The organism is Pseudomonas rosaeacicularis, from assembly GCF_057128745.1.
Map to the genome: position 1 here is coordinate 174,255 of NZ_JBSKHT010000004.1, position 17,261 is coordinate 191,515.

General features: G+C 57.7%; 19 protein-coding genes and 2 pseudogenes. 9 read left to right on the plus strand and 12 right to left on the minus strand.

Annotated elements, in window-relative coordinates; genetic code table 11:
* Positions 1 to 254 precede the first annotated feature (254 nt).
* Positions 255 to 1,244 carry a succinylglutamate desuccinylase/aspartoacylase family protein gene (locus ACWKWM_RS07400; RefSeq protein WP_483845514.1) on the plus strand — a complete coding sequence of 330 codons (990 nt, stop codon included), beginning with the start codon at positions 255 to 257 and terminating at the stop codon, positions 1,242 to 1,244.
* A gap of 45 nt (positions 1,245 to 1,289) precedes the next feature.
* On the opposite strand, the gene ACWKWM_RS07405 is transcribed toward ACWKWM_RS07400, so the two are convergent.
* On the minus strand, positions 1,290 to 2,186 hold the full coding sequence (locus ACWKWM_RS07405) for a LysR family transcriptional regulator (protein WP_483845635.1): 897 nt from the start codon (positions 2,184 to 2,186) through the stop codon (positions 1,290 to 1,292).
* A gap of 153 nt (positions 2,187 to 2,339) precedes the next feature.
* Between ACWKWM_RS07405 and ACWKWM_RS07410 the strand changes: the two genes are divergently transcribed.
* Entirely contained in the window at positions 2,340 to 2,993 is a 654-nt protein-coding gene (locus ACWKWM_RS07410; RefSeq protein WP_483845515.1) for a hydrolase, read from the plus strand.
* Positions 2,994 to 3,296: 303 nt separating this feature from the next.
* Here the strand turns inward: ACWKWM_RS07410 and ACWKWM_RS07415 are convergent, their stop codons facing one another.
* The 7 genes and pseudogenes from ACWKWM_RS07415 to ACWKWM_RS07445 form a co-directional block, all read right to left on the minus strand.
* A complete protein-coding gene (locus ACWKWM_RS07415) occupies positions 3,297 to 4,169 on the minus strand; it encodes an SDR family oxidoreductase (RefSeq protein WP_483845516.1) in 873 nt (290 codons plus the stop codon).
* 43 nt (positions 4,170 to 4,212) lie between these two features.
* Positions 4,213 to 4,965 (minus strand): SDR family NAD(P)-dependent oxidoreductase, encoded by a 753-nt coding sequence (locus ACWKWM_RS07420; protein WP_483845517.1) that lies wholly within the window; start codon positions 4,963 to 4,965, stop codon positions 4,213 to 4,215.
* A gap of 19 nt (positions 4,966 to 4,984) precedes the next feature.
* Complete coding sequence (locus ACWKWM_RS07425; protein WP_483845518.1) at positions 4,985 to 5,284, minus strand: putative quinol monooxygenase; 300 nt, start codon at positions 5,282 to 5,284, stop codon at positions 4,985 to 4,987.
* A gap of 12 nt (positions 5,285 to 5,296) precedes the next feature.
* The gene (locus ACWKWM_RS07430) at positions 5,297 to 6,010 is read right to left on the minus strand and encodes an SDR family oxidoreductase (protein WP_483845519.1); all 714 of its coding nucleotides are present in this window, start codon (positions 6,008 to 6,010) and stop codon (positions 5,297 to 5,299) included.
* 215 nt (positions 6,011 to 6,225) lie between these two features.
* On the minus strand, positions 6,226 to 6,651 hold the full coding sequence (locus ACWKWM_RS07435) for a MarR family winged helix-turn-helix transcriptional regulator (RefSeq protein ID WP_483845520.1): 426 nt from the start codon (positions 6,649 to 6,651) through the stop codon (positions 6,226 to 6,228).
* A gap of 116 nt (positions 6,652 to 6,767) precedes the next feature.
* Positions 6,768 to 7,327 (minus strand): annotated as a pseudogene (locus ACWKWM_RS07440) (TetR/AcrR family transcriptional regulator); the annotation flags it as partial.
* Positions 7,328 to 7,391: 64 nt separating this feature from the next.
* The gene (locus ACWKWM_RS07445; protein ID WP_483845521.1) at positions 7,392 to 8,282 is read right to left on the minus strand and encodes a LysR family transcriptional regulator; all 891 of its coding nucleotides are present in this window, start codon (positions 8,280 to 8,282) and stop codon (positions 7,392 to 7,394) included.
* Positions 8,283 to 8,407: 125 nt separating this feature from the next.
* On the opposite strand from ACWKWM_RS07445, the gene ACWKWM_RS07450 reads away from it, so the two are divergent.
* Together ACWKWM_RS07450 and ACWKWM_RS07455 are read left to right on the plus strand one after the other, a co-directional pair.
* Positions 8,408 to 9,781 carry an MFS transporter gene (locus ACWKWM_RS07450; RefSeq protein WP_483845522.1) on the plus strand — a complete coding sequence of 458 codons (1,374 nt, stop codon included), beginning with the start codon at positions 8,408 to 8,410 and terminating at the stop codon, positions 9,779 to 9,781.
* 136 nt (positions 9,782 to 9,917) lie between these two features.
* Complete coding sequence (locus ACWKWM_RS07455; protein ID WP_483845523.1) at positions 9,918 to 10,157, plus strand: hypothetical protein; 240 nt, start codon at positions 9,918 to 9,920, stop codon at positions 10,155 to 10,157.
* A gap of 289 nt (positions 10,158 to 10,446) precedes the next feature.
* Here the strand turns inward: ACWKWM_RS07455 and ACWKWM_RS07460 are convergent, their stop codons facing one another.
* Both ACWKWM_RS07460 and ACWKWM_RS07465 read right to left on the minus strand, forming a co-directional pair.
* On the minus strand, positions 10,447 to 11,580 hold the full coding sequence (locus ACWKWM_RS07460) for a hypothetical protein (RefSeq protein ID WP_483845524.1): 1,134 nt from the start codon (positions 11,578 to 11,580) through the stop codon (positions 10,447 to 10,449).
* A 221-nt stretch (positions 11,581 to 11,801) separates the two neighbouring features.
* Positions 11,802 to 12,050, minus strand: coding sequence for a hypothetical protein (locus ACWKWM_RS07465; protein ID WP_483845525.1), 249 nt, complete (start codon positions 12,048 to 12,050; stop codon positions 11,802 to 11,804).
* Between ACWKWM_RS07465 and ACWKWM_RS07470 the strand changes: the two genes are divergently transcribed.
* The 4 genes from ACWKWM_RS07470 to ACWKWM_RS07485 all read left to right on the plus strand — a co-directional run bounded on the left by ACWKWM_RS07470 (position 12,040) and on the right by ACWKWM_RS07485 (position 15,273).
* Positions 12,040 to 12,810, plus strand: a complete 771-nt coding sequence (locus ACWKWM_RS07470) for a class I SAM-dependent methyltransferase (RefSeq protein ID WP_483845526.1) — start codon at positions 12,040 to 12,042, stop codon at positions 12,808 to 12,810. The genes ACWKWM_RS07465 and ACWKWM_RS07470 overlap by 11 nt on opposite strands.
* A 16-nt stretch (positions 12,811 to 12,826) precedes the next feature.
* Positions 12,827 to 13,138: a cupin domain-containing protein gene (locus tag ACWKWM_RS07475; RefSeq protein ID WP_483845527.1), complete on the plus strand. Its 312-nt coding sequence runs from the start codon at positions 12,827 to 12,829 to the stop codon at positions 13,136 to 13,138.
* 90 nt (positions 13,139 to 13,228) lie between these two features.
* Entirely contained in the window at positions 13,229 to 14,461 is a 1,233-nt protein-coding gene (locus ACWKWM_RS07480; protein ID WP_483845528.1) for an MFS transporter, read from the plus strand.
* Between the two features lie 41 nt (positions 14,462 to 14,502).
* Complete coding sequence (locus ACWKWM_RS07485) at positions 14,503 to 15,273, plus strand: SDR family NAD(P)-dependent oxidoreductase (protein ID WP_483845529.1); 771 nt, start codon at positions 14,503 to 14,505, stop codon at positions 15,271 to 15,273.
* A 196-nt stretch (positions 15,274 to 15,469) separates the two neighbouring features.
* Here the strand turns inward: ACWKWM_RS07485 and ACWKWM_RS07490 are convergent.
* A pseudogene (locus ACWKWM_RS07490) lies at positions 15,470 to 15,862 on the minus strand (SDR family NAD(P)-dependent oxidoreductase); the annotation flags it as partial.
* A 55-nt stretch (positions 15,863 to 15,917) separates the two neighbouring features.
* Between ACWKWM_RS07490 and ACWKWM_RS07495 the strand changes: the two are divergent.
* Positions 15,918 to 16,091, plus strand: a complete 174-nt coding sequence (locus ACWKWM_RS07495) for a hypothetical protein (protein ID WP_483845530.1) — start codon at positions 15,918 to 15,920, stop codon at positions 16,089 to 16,091.
* A gap of 236 nt (positions 16,092 to 16,327) precedes the next feature.
* Here ACWKWM_RS07495 and ACWKWM_RS07500 read toward each other — a convergent pair whose 3' ends face one another.
* The gene (locus ACWKWM_RS07500; protein WP_483845531.1) at positions 16,328 to 17,179 is read right to left on the minus strand and encodes a LysR family transcriptional regulator; all 852 of its coding nucleotides are present in this window, start codon (positions 17,177 to 17,179) and stop codon (positions 16,328 to 16,330) included.
* Between the last annotated feature and the right edge of the window lie 82 nt (positions 17,180 to 17,261).

A 17,261-nucleotide genomic window follows, 5' to 3' on the forward strand; every position in this document is an offset into this window, starting at 1 on the left:
GCGGACCTGTCCGCGAAAGCTATAGTCCGAGCGATGGAGATGCGCTGAATGTACCGACCCCTTCGCGGACAGGTCCGGTCCCACATCCAAATCAATCCCCGCATTTGATCGGACACGCCCCCCCCCCCCGGAGTCATCGGTGGCAAGTCGCATTCATACGCGCCGCGCAGAAGCGCTACAGTTCCATCAGCACATCGTCCTATGAGCTTGTCCACGGCCTATGCCCCTTTCAAATGATTTCAGGAAAATCCGCCATGTCCGCACTGACCAAACAAATACTGGGTGAAAACGGCAATCTCAAATGGGGAACGCTCGTCTTCAGCCAGCCGTTACTTGCGGGACTGGCATTGCCGTACTTCGATATTCGAGCAGAGGCTCCCGGCCCTCACCTCGCGATCATTGCGGGCATGCACCCCAACGAAGTCGATGCCATGGAGGCAGCACTGCAACTCAAGGAGCATTTCGCCGCGTCATTGCTTCGCGGCTCGGTGTCGATCCTGCCGGTGCTGAATATTCCGGGGCTGTTCGAGCATTCGGAATTCGTCTGTCCGGTGGACGACAAGAACATCAACTTTCTCTCGCCGGGTGATCTCGACGGCTCGTTCAGCCAGGTGCTGATCCATCAGATTTTGCACGAGTGGGCCAAAGACGCCGCCGTGTTCATCGACCTGCACGGCGGTGACCTGCGCGAAGAGGTGGCGAAGTTCGTGATGTGCCAGCTCACAGGCAACGCCGAGTTCGATGCGCGGACACGCACGCTGGCTCATCAGTTCGACGCTGACACCGTCGTCGAATTCGACGCCGATCAGTCCAACAATCGGGGCCGCGCCACCAACGAACTGCCCTGGCTGGGACGCCACGCAGTGATGGCCGAAGGCGGCGCGAACGGAGTGCTCGACCCCGAATGCATCGATTTCCATTTTCAGGGCGTCGTGAATATCGGCCGTTTTCTGGGATTGACCGCTGACCTTGCGCCCCCGGTAAAGCAACGCCGAAATCGGGTCGTGCACAATTTTTTCAAGGTCGAGGCACCGCTCAGCGGCTGGCTTTATCTGGAGGTTGCAGCGGGTGAAGAAGTTACCGTCGGGCAGCGTTTGGGGGTGCTCAAGGATATCTTCGGCGCCCCACAAACCGAGCTGATCGCCCCTTACGCCGGGATCGTTCTGATGATCGTCAATCACCCGATCGTCAATGAGGGCGAGTGGCTGATCAGTCTGGCGCCATGGGAGGTCAGTGCGCGTTGAGCGTCGGATCGGCGGCTCTGTCGCGAAATCCATGCAGCCGCCTGATCACAAAGAGACATCGCCGGCAAAGTGTGGAGACGTCCCGAAGTACTCGATCAAGAGTTCGGTGAGCACCCGAATCTTTGGCGCCGGATGCTGGCCTGCCGGGCGGACCATATAGGCACCCGCAGGCGGTGGCGGATAGCGCGTCATGATCGGTACGAGTGCCCCAGAGCCCAGGCTGTCATAAATGAGGCAATTGGGCAGGTACGCGATCCCCAATCCTGCAACGGCGGCTGCGACCAGCGCGACGCCGTTGTCAGCTTTGAAGCGTCCCTGCGCACGCACCGAAACGACCTTGTCGCCGTCCAGAAATTGCCAGGCTTCGGTACTTTGCATCAGGGCTTGATGGGCGCTTATTTCCTCAGGCTTCTTTGGAGAACCATGTTCCTCGATATAGCCAGGACTTGCGACCAGCTTGCCCTCGATCGGGCCGATGCGTCTTGCGATCAGGTTGGAATCCTGAAGGTAGCCCACCCGTATCGCGCAGTCATAACCCTCCGAGATCAGGTCAACGAAACGATCGCTATAGCAGGTCTGGATATGAAGTTCTGGGTGGCGCCGCGCCATTTGCGCCAGCACAGGCGCGAAATGCGTGGGGCCAAACGAAAGCGGCGCGGCGACTCGCAAGCGACCGCGCAGGGCACCGGAGGGCAGGATCGCTTCCCGGGCGACGTCCATCTCGGCGCAGACCCTGGCTGCGTAGTCGCGAAACGTGGCGCCGGCTTCGGTAAGCGCCGCCCCGCGAGTGGAGCGTGCAAGCAACTGCACGCCAAGCTCCGCTTCCAGTCGTGCCAGCCTGCGACTGACGATTGACTTGGACACGCCAAGCCGAACTGCTGCCGGCGAAACGCCCCCGGCGTCAGCCACTTCAACGAATGTCTGAAGCTCTTCGATATCCAAATCAGTGTTCCCCATTTCGCGACACAGCTAACCGCCAAACACGACTACCGCCACGATTACAGGAACAGCACAGTGTTGTCATCAGGCAACGACGCCGACGGTGCACGCTGCCCGATACCGATCCTTCTCATAACGACAACACAGGATGCACTAATGACTTTTCGTAACGGCCTCGCCTCGCTGCTTCGTCCAGAAGATTCGGTACTGGTACTGATCGACCATCAGCCGTACCAACTCACGAACCTGAACAGCCATGAGCCGCAAATGGTCGTCAACAATGCGACAGCGCTGGCAAAGGCGGCTAAGGCCTTTGGCGTACCGACCATCCTGACCAGCGTAATCGCCGAGCGCGGTGGTTTGATCTTCCCGCAGATCACCGATGTGTTCCCGGGTCAGGAGGTCATCGATCGGACCTTCATCAACACTTGGGAAGATCCAAAAGTGGTGGATGCCGTCAAAGCGACAGGCCGCAAACAACTGGTCATCGCCGGCCTCTGGACCGAAGTCTGCGTCGCCATGCCGGTGATTCAGGCGCTCGGCGAAGGCTGGGACGTGACGGTGATCACCGACGCATCAGGCGGCATTTCGGTCGAAGCCCATCAGGTCGCCATTCAGCGCATGATCGCCGCAGGCGCCAACATGATGACGTGGCTGGCAATTGCTGCGGAATGGCAGCGTGATTGGGCACGGACTGAAACGGCTGGCCTGTTGACAGAGGTTTTGCTGCAGCATGCCGCCGGCAGCGGGATTGCGTACCTGTGGGAGCAGCAATTGCTTAACACGCCGGTGCCGACCACCGCAGGGTAATCTGAGCGGGGATGAAGAGACGCTTGAGCCATGTCATGCCAATGGCCTGAATGGGTAGCAAGGCTTCATCCCCCGCTTTTCGAAACGTCGATCTGCGTGAATGCACACGCTCGACATGCTCGAGAACCAAGTCCGCTCAATTGCCATGCCTCATGAAGCCGTGGCCGTGAATGTGCCCCCCCCCTGATTCGCTCTACCGGATGGGAGGCGAAGAGTTTCTCTCGGTACTACCCGGTACCACGCCACAGGAAGCGGCAGACGTGGTGGGTCGCTGGCTCAAAGCCTCGCCACAGGAATGACGGTTCAGCGAGACCCGCCGTACACACCTTCCAGAAACGCCTTGTAGCCAACCGGCTCACGACCGATCAAGCGCTCGAGATCACCGGTCACCTGCTCAAACTCGCCGTTTGATACCGCTCGCGACCACTCGGCCATAAATTCAGCCGGCGCTTTGGGAAATCCTGTGCTAATCAGCCTGTCGGCAAACTGGGCATTCGAGGTGCCGATAAACGTCACAGGCTTGGCGCTGATCATCGACAACTCCCTTGCGACATCGGTGAAGGAAAACGCTTCTCTCGCGCCAAGGGTATAAATCCTGTTGTCATGACCCGGTTCAGAGAGCACTACTGCGTTGGCTTCGGCCAGATCGGCACGCGCCACCATCGGCGCCTTGCCCTGGCCGTCGGTCATACGCACGCCCTGCTCCATCACGTCAGCGCCCAGCATGAGAGGCAGTACGTCCAGATACAGCGTATTGCGCAAAATGGTGTAGATCAGGCCGCTGTCTATGAGCGCCCGCTCTGTGGCGATGTCCGACTCGGTCACCATCGATATCTCGAACGAGGAGCCTTCCTTGCGCTGGATTGAGGTGTAGACGAGGTGTTTGACCCCCGCCGCCTTGGCCGCGTTGATGACGTTGAGGTGCTGAGTGAGCCGGTCAGTGAAGGCCACGGCGGACACAAGCAACACCTTCTGAACGCCTTCAAACGCGTCGATCAGTGACGCAAGATCGAAATAATCCCCGCGCCGAACCTCGACCCCGAGCCCGAGCCCGGCGACTTTCGCCGGATCACGGGCCAAGGCAACAACCTGCCCGGCGTCCACGCGTTGCAGCAGCGCTTTGACGGTAGCCCCGCCTAGCTCACCGGTTGCGCCAGTGACGAGTAACTTGCTCATGTGTTTATCCTGAGAGGTGAATAGACGAGGTCAGACTGCGCGCTTAAACCTGGGTCCAGCCGCCATCCACGGCAATGTCGGCGCCGTTGATGTAGCTGGCATTATCGGAAGCCAGGAACACCGCGACTTTCGCGACTTCGTCTGGCTCGCCTACGCGGCCGGCGGGAATCAACGTGGCGAAGTGATCGAGCATGCTTTGCGCGGCTGCCGAGTCGGCCGCCGCGCCTGTGAGGCCAGGGGTGTGGATTGCACCGGGACTGATCGCGTTGACCCTGATTTTGCGGGCCTTGAGATCAACCATCCAGCCACGGCCCAGACTGCGGATCGAAGCCTTGGTCGCAGCGTAGATGCTGTTGCCCGGTAGGCCTTTGCTGGCAACCATCGAAGAGGTCAGCAGGATCGCGCCGCCGTCCACCATCAACGGCAGCGCCTTTTGCACGGTGAAAACCAGCCCCTTGACGTTGATGTCGAACAGCCGATCGACTGAGCCTTCGGTGAGCTCGCCCAAGGGCCCCTTCTCCAGAATACCGGCGTTGGCAAACACGATGTCCAGCCGGCCTTTTTTCAAACCAATGATTTCATAAAGCCGGTCCAGGTCAGCCGGGTTCGAGGAGTCAGCCCGGACCCCGACGACATCGCCACCGATCAGGGCGACGGCCTTGTCCAGTTCATCCTGACGACGGCCGGTGATAAAAACACTAGCGCCTTCGGCGACGAAACGTTTGGCTGTGGCCAGGCCAAGGCCTGAGCTGCCACCGGTGATAACCGCGACTTTCCCACGCAATTGCTGACTCATGTTCACCTTCTTTTTAGGGTTAATTGATGATCGCCAATCGTTGCATGTCCGGCTCCACAACCAGCTTATCCTTCAACAGATCAAAGAACGCTTTCGTGTAGGGCTGCGCCATATGTTCAGCATGTGCTGCCTGCGAAGCGAAGTATTCAAAGAAGCACAGGTGATGGGGGTCATGGGCGTGAGTAGTCTGGTAAAACGCGACACAGCCCGGCTCTTTGAGCGTCTGGGCAAGGGTTATTGTGGCTGCGTTCAGAACCTGGGAAAGAAACTCCGGCTTGACCCTGGCCTTGACCAATAGAATATAAGGCGCTTCGCTCATTGGGACGGTCCTTCAGGCGAACTGCGGCGGATTGAAATAGAAGGCGTCCGGCAGCGACAGGCTGGACTTGATGCTCTGAGTGCCTTCGTCCACCAATACTTCGAGCGCCTGGTTTTCCAGGCCTTGGTACGCGGCAAAGGCAACCTCGTGCGCCTCGATCTTTGGCACGTCGAAATCCTTGGTCAGATCGGTGTCGACGAACCCCACATGCACTCCAAGTACCTGGGTCTGCTGCGCCCTCAACTCCAGTCGCAGGGCGTTGGTCACGCTCCATGCCGCCGCTTTGGACGCCGCGTAAGCTGCCATCGCCGGCAGGCTGAACCAGGTGACATCGGACAGCACGTTGATCACTGCCCCGCCGCCATTGGCTGCCAGGATCGGGGCAAACGCTTGACCGGTGCGCACGATGCCGAAGGTGTTGGTGTCCATCAGGTGTCGGGATAACTCAATCATGTTCGAGGCCAGCACGCCGTCCTGAACAATCCCAATGCCCGCGTTGTTGACTAGCACAGTTGTGTCCTGGCACTTCTGCGCCGCAGCAACAACTGACGCTTCATCGGTGATATCAATTTGCACCGGGATAACGCCAGGCACATTGAAGCCTTCGACGCTACGCACGCCGGCGTAGACTTTGGATGCGCCCTGGGCCAATGCCAGCTTCGCAAACGCAAGCCCTACTCCGCGATTGGCACCCGTAACGAACACAACGGATCCTGCGATTTTCATCAGATACTCCTGGTGGTTTGAACAGACGGAGCATTGGCCCCGGCCGAATGCATCAGTTGACTCGGTTGACTCTGTTGACGAAGTCGATTGCGCTGATTCGGTCAGCCGGATCGACTCCAGCGCCAGTGTCTGTGTTCGGAAAAGCTTTCAAATTTCGATTTCCTGAGCACTTTAGGAATTAATGTGTGTAATTACACAGTACAGCTTAAAAAAAATCAGTCGCTCGGTACAACCCTCAACAACGAGGCCCGGATGGACAGCGCTCGATCAGTTCCTATATGCGCTTCGTACTCTGCCTGCGCCGCCAGCCAGAACGGTTCTGACTCTTTTATCTTTGCCATGCCCGCGTCGGAAAGACCCAGTCGCAGCGCCGAGCGAACTCCCTCGGCGCGGCTGTGAATCAGGCCCGCAGTCTGAAGGGGCTTGAGCGCTCTCACCAGGGTGGTCCGCTCCATCACCATCAACTCCGCGAGTTCGGAAATTGAAATATCCGGATGCGTGCCCAACATCGCGAGCAGGGAAAACTGCGAGATGGACAGGCTCGCTGCGGCCAGATGCCGGTCATAAAGACGAGTGAGGAATCGCGCATTGCGCCTCGCGGCGAGGCAATGGCAAAGATCGGGACCGTGGATATCGTTCATGGGGAGATAATATGTGTATATGCACACAAGTCAATTAAAAAACCACCGGAATCATCGCAAAGGGCGCTAGCAAAGGCGGCACTCAAGAGCAAGGCCGCTTCTTCACCAGTGCGTAATGCTGGCAGCGGTCCGCTGGCACGGTAGGCGTCGATCAACATGTAGAAAGGGCAATGTCCGAACGGCTTCTCGCAATCAGTTGAGCACCCGCAACGGCCGAAAAAATGGCACGCGCCCTGATTTCGCTGTTAGTTGGCGTGCAGACGTTCGCAGCCACCAAAAGCTTGCTCAGCCAAGCCACATTGACCTCCGCAAAAGCTTGAATTTCCTGAGTCATTTCTGCCGGCAGACTGTCAGTTTCAGCCCCCACAAAACTGCCCAGACAAAGGCGGTTTTCGGCCTCCAGCGAACGAAGGAAAATCTCGGGGAAACGGTGCAGTGCTTCAATGGGATCCGGGGTTTGTTCCGAGATGGTTTCAAGCGTAGCAGCACCGTCCTCCCAATATCGCCTGGCAACGGCAACACCCAGATCGGCCTTGCTGGGGAAGTGGTAATAAATACTGGCTGGCTTGATGCCTACCTGAGTGGCCAAATCGCGAAAATTCAGGCCATTGTAACCCTGTGACTGAGCGATTTTCCTGGCGGCCAGCAGAATGGCCTCCCGGGCGTTGATGGTCATCGTAGGGCCTTTGGGACTCGCAGCGCATCGCGGTATCCGTCACTGCACGGGTATTGCGGAGGCTTCAACGCACTGTGCGGAAATAGTCTGTCGCCATGCTCAAGAAGGGTGGGAGCGCTGGGTTGTCGTTGTCGCTTCTTGAGACCATGTAGACCTCTGAACGAGGCTGAGCACCTTCCAGGGTACGAAACTGCAGTTGCCCCAGATAAAGCTCACGGGCGGCGGCTGGCACAATCGCAATCCCCAGGCCTGCGCGTACGAGGCCGAGAATGGAATGGGTCTGCCCCAGATAATGCAGATAGCGCGGCGAAACCCCCGCCATGGCAAACAAGCCAACAATGCAGTCGTAAAAATATCGTCCCTGATCGGGCGAATACATCACGAAAGGTTGTTGGTCCAGATCAGTCACCGCAATCGTCGCTCGCTGCGCTAGTGGATGAGCATCTGCCATCACCATTAGCAGTGGCTCGCTTCGGATCAACGCCGAGTTGAAGCCTGCGTGTGGCGGCACCTGCCGGACAAACCCGACATCGATCATGTTCGCCGCCAACGCTTCAGTCTGTGCGCCTGAAACCATCTCGTGCAGCTCGAAACTCAAACTCGGTAATTGCAGCGACGCATGCCCCAAGAGGTCAGGAATGAGTTTGTAGCCACTGACCGCTGTAAAACCCAGATGCAACTGCCCCGCCTCACCCCGGGCAAGGCGACGGGCCGCTGTTGCTGCCTGTTCGGTATAAGCCAGCACATGCCGGGCATCTCGCAGAAAACGCTGTCCTGCGGCGGTAAGTTGCACGTTCCTGTTACTGCGCTCAAAGAGCAGGACGCCCACCGAGCGCTCCAGCATTTGAATCTGGCGGCTCAACGGTGGTTGGGTCATAGCGAGGCGCTTGGCTGCGCGTCCGAAATGCAGTTCTTCGGCAACCATCACGAAACAGCGGAGTTGGTGGAGTTCCATGATCCAAATCTTGTATTAATCGATCCAGTATTAATGTTAGACCAACATCGTTGGCTTACCTAGTCTGTGCTCCTCTGCCCCCTTCCAAAAATAATATTTCCCACCGAGGAAAGCAGGAGCGCCCCATGATCTCCAAGACCGCGTCCGCAGCAATCCCGATAGAAGAAGCCCGTGTGGGCCGTCGCCGATTCGTGATTCTCGCGTTGATTTTCATCGTCACCGTCCTCAACTACGCCGACCGGGCAACAATGTCGATTGCCGGTACGGGCGTCGTCAAAGACTTGGGACTGGACCCCATCATGCTCGGCATGATCTTTTCCGCGTTTGCCTGGGCCTACGCGCTGGGCCAGATTCCAGGCGGCTGGTTGCTGGACAAGTTTGGTGCGAGAAGGGTCTACGGGTGCAGCCTGTTTTTGTGGTCGCTATTTACCATGATGCAAGGCACCGTTGGCTGGATCGGGCTCGTGGGCTCCACGGCAGCACTGACCTTGTTCGGCATGCGTTTCATGCTCGGTCTTGTGGAATCTCCCGCCTTCCCGGCTAACAACCGCATCGTATCGTGCTGGTTCCCGACCAGCGAACGCGGCACCGCCTCTGCCCTGTTCAACTCCGCTCAATATATGGCCGTCGTGGTATTTGCCCCACTCATGGCCTGGCTGACACATTCCTGGGGATGGGAGCATGTGTTCATCTGGATGGGCGCATTGGGCCTGGTCGCGACTGTATTCTGGTTCGCCTTGTACCGTGAGCCCCTCAGCGACTCACGACTGACCGAGGCAGAACTGAACTACATGCGCGAGGGCGGCGCACTGGTGGATCTGGAAGCGACGCGCAAAGCCACCAAGCCAAAAATCAAGATGAAAGAAGTCGCTCAGCTCTTCAACAACCGCACACTGTGGGCCATTTATCTGGGGCAATACTGCATCACTGCCCTGACCTACTTCTTCATCACCTGGTTTCCCATTTACCTGATCAAGGGTCGGGGCATGACCATCATGGAAGCGGGCTGGGTGGCGGCAATGCCGGCTATCTGTGGCTTCTCTGGAGGCGTGTTGGGCGGCGTGGTTTCCGACTATCTGATCCGCCGTGGCGTGCATCCGTCACGGGCGCGAAAAACCCCGTTCGTCATCGGCATGGCGCTGGCATCAAGCCTGGTCTCTGCCAACTATGTCGACGCCAACTGGATGGTCATCGCATTGATGGCGTTGGCGTTCTTTGGCAAAGGCCTGGCAGCAGTAGGCTGGGCAGTGTTATCCGATACAGCGCCCAAGGGCATGGTGGGCTTGAGTGGCGGAGTGTTCAACGGTATCGGCAACATCGCCGGGATCATCACGCCCGTGGTGATCGGCTACTTCGTCGCTAAAACAGGCTCTTTCGACTCAGCGCTCTGGTTCGTCGCCGCACATGGTCTGGTGGGCATTTTCAGTTACGTAGTGCTGGCCGGACGGTTCGAACGTGTGGTTATTGTCGAGGCGGAAGGTGCACTTGACGCAACATAACTCGCGCATGACTTTCCGGGCACCGCCAGAGCACGCTGCATCTCGTTCAGACAGAAATCGCGACACACTCCAAAAATTAGCGCACCGTGTCACGCAAGCCCGAATGTATCGCGACCCATCTTAATCTGGACGTCACATGACACCCAACGCAGAATTTTATAATCCGTCCACCGACTACGCCGACAAGCTGATTTCGCGGATTGGACAAACGCCCTCTTGGATCGCGAAGCGTATCGGTGTCACCGACAAGCGCATCCGCTACATCCTCGAGGGCGAAAGGACCGTCAAGGGTGAAACCACGCCCATTCAGATGACGTACACCGAACAGTTTGCCCTCGAGTGCCTGGCGGCAGAAGCCAAAGCGCAGAAGAAATAGCGGCGCTCTTTGCAGCGAAACAATAACGTTTACCTGGATGGCGTCTATGCCCCAGATAATGCAATGTTCTGCTCATTACCGCTGCAACTGAGCTTGAACTCAGCATCGTCAGCGTTCACTCCATCTGCACGTCCTCACCTCATTTGTGACAAGCCAATTGGGGGAAGCTGACGGAACAAAAAGCACTGGTCACCCGCAGTCTGTCTGGGGTGGTGAATGACGAATGCGTGAGGTTGACGGATTTTAGATTTGGCGGACAGGTTGGGAGGACCTGCCCGTCATCTGGAAATCACCTACATTTGCGATTCACAACTGAGGGGCCTTCTTTTCCATATTCCGTGCTGGTCACCCACTTTGACAAAAAAGCAGACTGCGACACCAGTTTCGAGCCACCCATCCAGGCAATGAACTGGCGCTCTGGTGGAGCAATAACACTGACGTTAACGCCGGAAGGAGCTAACACTACGAGTTCCTTTTGTAGTTTCTCTGCTATCCCCTTAAACAAACTCGAACCACCGGTTAAAACGATATTTCCATAGAGTGAATTTCTCAAGGCGGCGTCACACTTCGTGACGCTGTCAACTATGCTGTAATGCAGCCCTTTTTCAAATTTATTTATAAATGACGGCTGAAATAACGCTTCCGGACATTGGAAGCGCTCAACCCCCAATGAAATCTCAAGCCCATCGGGCAATTCGTAAGTCATTTCAACTTCATCGGATGTTTCAGCTCTATTTTTTTCAGCATCAAAGCCCAAAGCAACATAGCAGAGTTCCTCCTTAATATCATTGACGATTTGTTTTTCCGCATCAGTTGAAAAAAAACTACCCTTTTCGCTCAGCAACTGGTTCAGAAACTCAGTTAAATTACGGCCTCCGATATCGATCTGCGTGATGGCGGTAGAAATCGCAACCCCGTCACAGATAGGAACGACAAAACTTACCTCATCCCCGATATCAACAACCGTTCCGCTTGTTCTTCCTGTTGCGGACAAGCTCAACTTCGCCTGATCTGCAATATAGCAAGCAGGACAGTTAAAGGTTTCAAATAATATCCGACCCATATTCTCCATATCCGTCGGTGAAGTGAGTGGGGCCACCGCCAGTAACACAGGATGATTTTCAGGAGCCACCTTTAACGCGTCGTAGAACGTATGACGCAAGACACGATTAAAAGCTTCCCAATCAGTGACGCCCCCATGCTGTACCGGGTAGCTAAGCTTCAATATACCTATTTTAGCGAGAGCTTCATCACCGACATAAGCATCGCTTGGACCCATCCCTACCATTATTCCTTGGTGTTTTGGCCTTCCTACTACCGCGGGAAATACATGTGACGGAGCATCCTCGCCGGCTTTGCCTGCCTTCACCATCCCGCCGCCAATATCAATAATGATGGGTAGCGCTTCTTCTAATTCACTCATGATATAAAGTCCTTTTTCTATTAATGATGAGATTCAGTCCATTTTTGCGCCAACTCACCATGGGTACAGTTGTCTGCAGCCCTCTTACACTGTGGCCAGCATGCCAACATTTCTGCATTTTTGATGATGATACAAAAGGCACTCAATCACTCGTAAGTGATGCTGAGTCTAAAGCTTAGTCATAGATAATCCTTTTTTCCATCACGCCCGGATATCAGAAATTACAAACTCCAATCACACTCCCTGCGCTGGTGCTCCGTGCCGCTATCTCGATTCATGGCCATCCAGGCAGTATCGAAAAGGATGCAGTTTTTTTTGTGGGTTTTCTGGAAACTGAACTGACAGGCTGATGAGTCGCAGACCACGGGCATTTCCCAGGTTTCATAAAGGCACTGGGTTTGCAGTGCGCCACTGCCGCATAATGCGCCGGCCACTTTTCCAAGAAGAGGATCGCCGACGATGCCAGTCATTCACAAAGCTGCTGAGGTAGGATTTTCGACGCAAGCGGGCACTTACACCCAGGGTCGCCCGGACTATCCGCAAGCGCTCAGCCTTTGGCTTGAGCACACAGTGGGCATTGATGCACAGTCGTCACTGGTGGATCTGGGTGCTGGAACCGGCAAATTCACCCGACTCCTCAAGCCGCTGACTGAGCACCTCACTGCTGTCGAACCGGTGCAAGCCATGCGCCAGGAGTTCAGCAAAAGCTTCCCCGACACCACCATTGTCCACGGCACCGCCGAAGCACTTCCGCTTGCCGGTTCAAGCGCCGACGCGGTCGTCTGCGCCCAGGCTTTCCACTGGTTTGCCAACGAGACTGCACTGACCGAGATTCATCGCGTGCTCAAGCCCGGCGGTCGCCTTGGCCTGATCTGGAACGTGCGTGACGAGTCTGTCGACTGGGTCGCCGAGATCACCCGCATCATCACCCCCTACGAAGGCGATACGCCGCGATTTCACACCGGCAACTGGCGTCAGCCCTTCAACGGGCCTCATTTCGCGCAGCCAGAACTGACCTGCTTCAACTACACCCACTCAGGCAGCGCCGAGACCGTGATCATGAACCGCTTCCTCTCGGTGAGCTTTATCGCAGCACTGCCGCCAGCGGAAAAAGCCATCGTCACCCGGCAGCTGCGCGAACTGATTGACACCCACCCTGCCTTGAAAGGTCATGAGACCATTGAATTCCCGTACCAGACCCAGGCCTATCTTTGCCGCAGGCTGAATTGAGAAAAGGTAAAGAACCGTGAAGATATTTCGCAGTAAGGACTTCATCGGCGAGCGCGCCTGGGCTGCCCTGGACATCGCCAACATGAACGGCATCACCACCCGCCTGCACTGGACAGATCAGCCTTACAAATGGCATGTGAATGACGGCCAGGAAGTCTTCGCCGTGCTGGATGGCCGAGTAGAAATGTATTTCAAGGAAAACGGCGTCGAGCAATCAACGATCCTGGAAACCGGCGATGTGTTTTATGCATCGGTTGGCACCGCCCATGTAGCGCACCCGCTGGGCGTGGCGCGCATTCTGGTGGTGGAAAGCGAAGGAAGTGTCTGAAAGGATCGTCTCTGGTGGGGGTTTTTTATAGGTACTTTTTCCACCATGATGGGCCGCGTGCCACCTGCCAACCCCTGCCCGAGCCCATTGATGACTACCGACGTCCCCGCTTTGACGCCCTTCAGCCGTTATCAGAAATTTGTTGTCGGCCTGCTGGCCACCTTGCAGTTCGCCGTCATCATCGACTTCATGCTCATGGCGCCGCTGGGCGCGATGATCATGCCGGCGTTGAGCATGTCGGCTCGCCAGTTCGGCCTGGTGGTCAGCACCTACGCGTTCAGCGCAGGGCTTTCCGGTCTGCTCACCGCAGGTTTTGCCGATCGCTTCGATCGCAAGAAACTGCTGCTGTTCTTTTACAGCGGGTTCGTCATCGGCACGCTCTGGTGCGGCCTGGCGGACAGCTTCGAGACCTTGCTGCTGGCAAGGGTGGTCACCGGCATTTTCGCCGGGGTGATCGGTTCCATCGTCCTGGCGATCGCCGCCGACCTGTTCGCCCCGCAATCGCGGGGCCGTGTCATGGGGGTGATCCAGACAGCATTCGCTGCCAGTCAAGTGCTTGGCTTGCCCGTAGGTCTGTTCCTGGCTAATCACTGGGGCTGGCATGCACCCTTCCTGCTGCTGGCGGCAATGGGCGCCGCGGGCGGGTTAGTGATTGTCCTGGTGATGCGTCCCGTAGTTGATCATCTCGCGGCTCACCAGGAACACGGCGCTTTTCGTCACCTCTTCACCACGCTGGCAACGCGGCGGCACTGGGCTGCCTTCGCGGCGACTGCCCTGCTGACCACCGGCGGCTACATGCTGATGCCCTTCAGCAGTGCCTTCACCGTGAATAATCTGGGCATCGACATCGAGAGCCTGCCGTCCGTGTACTTATTCACCGGGCTGTGCACGATCGTCACCGGGCCGTTGATCGGTCGTGCCAGCGATGCTTTTGGCAAGCTGCCGGTGTTCTACGTTGGCAGCATATTGACCATCATCATGGTGACGATCTACACCCATCTGTCCAACGTGCCGCTGCCTTGGGTCATCGTGGTCAACGCCGTATTGTTCGTAGGGATTTTCTCCCGGTTGATCCCCTTTCAGGCCATGGTTGCAGGCGTGCCACAGGCCTCCCATCGTGGCGCGTTCAACGCCGTGAGCGCCGCTATCCAGCAGCTGTCAGGCGGTTTTGCTTCGCTGCTGGCCGGGCACATCGTACTGATCGGTGCCGATGGCAAATTGCAGCACTTCGACGTGGTGGGTTACTGCATGGTCGCTACTACGCTGGTGGCAGGTTATCTGGTATGGCGGGTGCAGCGCGGCCTGCTGAACCGGCAAGGTTGAGTGGCCTGCCATACTGCGAACACTCTTTTGTGAGGTGTCCTATGAGTCTGATCCCTGATCTGCCCGACAAGGCCTGCGTGTTGATATGTGGGGCCAGCCAGGGTATTGGCCTGGCCTTGTGCGAGTTGTTGCTGGCGCGCGATGACGTCGCCCAATTGTGGGCCGCTTCGCGTAAGGCCAGCACGTCCAGCGACCTCGCAAGGCTTGCCCGGCAATACGGCCAGCGGCTGGTGCTGATCGATTGCGATGCGCGTCAGGAGCCATCGCTCGAGGCCCTCGCCCAAACAATCGGCGCAACGTGCGAGCACCTGCATCTGGTCGTCAGCACCTTGGGCATCCTGCATCAGGACGGCGCTCGTGCGGAGAAAGGCCTGACCCAACTGGACCTGGCAAGCCTTCAGGCAAGCTTTGCGACCAATACCTTCGCACCGGTGCTGCTGCTCAAATACCTGCTGCCGCTGCTGCGCAAGCAACCGTCCACCTTCGCGGCGCTCTCAGCCAGAGTCGGTTCCATCGGCGACAATCGTATTGGTGGTTGGTATAGCTATCGGGCGAGCAAAGCGGCACTCAATCAACTGCTGCATACGGCGAGCATCGAACTCAAACGCCTGAACCCAGGCTCAACCGTGCTGAGTCTGCACCCCGGCACCACGGACACCCTGCTGTCGCAACCCTTTCAGGCCAATGTACCGCCCGAGCAACTGTTCACCCCCGCCTTTGCTGCGCAATGCATCATCGAGCAGGTGGGCCGTCACGGCCCGGCAGACAGTGGCACCTTTTGGGCGTGGGATGGGCAACCCATTGCGTGGTGATCCGCCGAGTGGTGAGCGCCCTCGGCGGTGGTCATTGCATACCCATCTGGCTGCGTGAATTGAAAGTGTGCATTCAGGCTACTTCAGTGGCTCACCTCTCTGGCCCAAAGCACTCCACCAGATAATCGACCGTTGGTTCGGTGCCAGCCCAGGCCCGGGCAGCCTCAGAGAGGTTCGCGCAGGGTCCGATGAGACTTCAGATTTGCGACAAACCACCGTCGACCATCAACTTCACTCCGTTCACGTATCTGGCGTCCTCGGAGGCCAAAAACAGTGCGGCAATGTCGCTTTCGATCATATCCAGCCCGTTGTCCATCAGCGGCGTGCGGGTGAAGCCAGGGCTCAACACGTTCGCGCGGATTTTACGGGCCTTGAGTTCATTGGCCCACGTGCGGGCAAACGATCGCACCGCCGTCTTGGAAGCGTTGTACAAACTCAATCCTTCCATGCCGTTGCTGGAACAGATCGAGGCGGTCCTCATCGAAGCCGAGCGGCACTGACATGAATGAACAATGGCCGTGTAGCTTTGTAAGGCGAAAGAGCAAGAGTGATCCCATAAATCAGGACCCATTGGCTTGACGCGAGCGGGCGAGAAGCCTGCTTGACAGAAGCCTGAGCTTTCACTCGTCGCCTTTCACTCGTCGATGCTGATCCTGACCGCTCTGATCGAGCCGTTGATTGAAGACCGTGAAGCGGGATGGCCGCTGTGGGCGTGGCTGTCGCTCGCCGCAGCCCCTGTGCTGGCGGTTGTGTTCTGGCGATACGAGACCCGATTGCACCTGGCCGGTGGGACCCCGTCCTCGACTCAGCCGCACTGAAAGCGTCTGGCTTGGGCCGAGCATTGCTGGTCGCGCTGTGCTTCTACGCGGCGTTTTTTATACCTTGCTGGGCGAAGAGGCAACGGCGATCAGCATCACTCACGCCTTCACGATCTCGGTCCTGTGCATCGCCGCCTGCTTGGCCGTGGGAGCTGCTGTGAGCCTGACTTAGTGCGGCAGCCAGCGCTGGTATCGGAGGCGTCGCCTGTTCGCTCCACCTGAGGAACTTCAACACGCTACCCCGCGCCGATCATGCTGGAGGCAAGGTCGGCCAACGCGCGCAGACGGTCCATCTGGCGCATATCCTGGTGATACCCCATCCAGATGTCCCGCCCTGGCGGTGGCTGGTCCTCATCCAGCAGCCGCAGTCCCGACACTGAGTCGCCAAGGACGCGGGGCAATACGGCAACGCCAAGCCCCTTCGCGCACATCTGCGCCTGAACCGTCCGACTGCTGCTGGTGAACACGGTGCGGGCCAGCGGATAGCGTTGCTGCAGCCATTGCACGTCCGGGTAATGGGCCTGAGCGATGTTCATCAGGATAAGGCCAAGGCCTTCGCCGTCAGGGTGCGGCGCCGGGGCGTGCAAAGCGGCGTACAGTCCGTACGGCAGAGTCGTCAGCTTGCGGTGGACGATATCGGGTTCGGTGAAAGGTACGATCCGGAAGGCAATGTCGGCATCCCGGCGGGCAAGGTCGAATAGTCGATGCCCGGCGATGACTTCGGGAACGATCAACGGATACCGTTGAACCATTTCACTCAGGACCGGCGACAACACATGGCAGGCAAACCAATCGGCTGAGGATATGCGCAGCAGGCCTTCCGGTTGATCGCCATGCCCTGCCAGACGACGCTCGATGGCCAGCGCACTGTGCTCCATATCCTGCGCCAGACTGAGAATCCTCTCGCCACTGTCCGTGAGCACCAGCCCTTGGGCAGTCCGCAGAAAAAAGGGTTGTCGACTGGTTTGTTCAAGCACCTGCAAGCGCCGCCCGACCGTCGGGTGGCTGACCCCCAACTGCCTGGCGGCGCCACCCAGCGAGCCGCTGCGGGCAATCGCCAGAAAGATCCGCATGTCGCTCCAGTCCATGCCTCACCCCCATACAAAAATGAACGACGAGGTTGCAACAATGGCAGTCCCGCAGCAATCCCCTAAGCCACATACTTTGAAG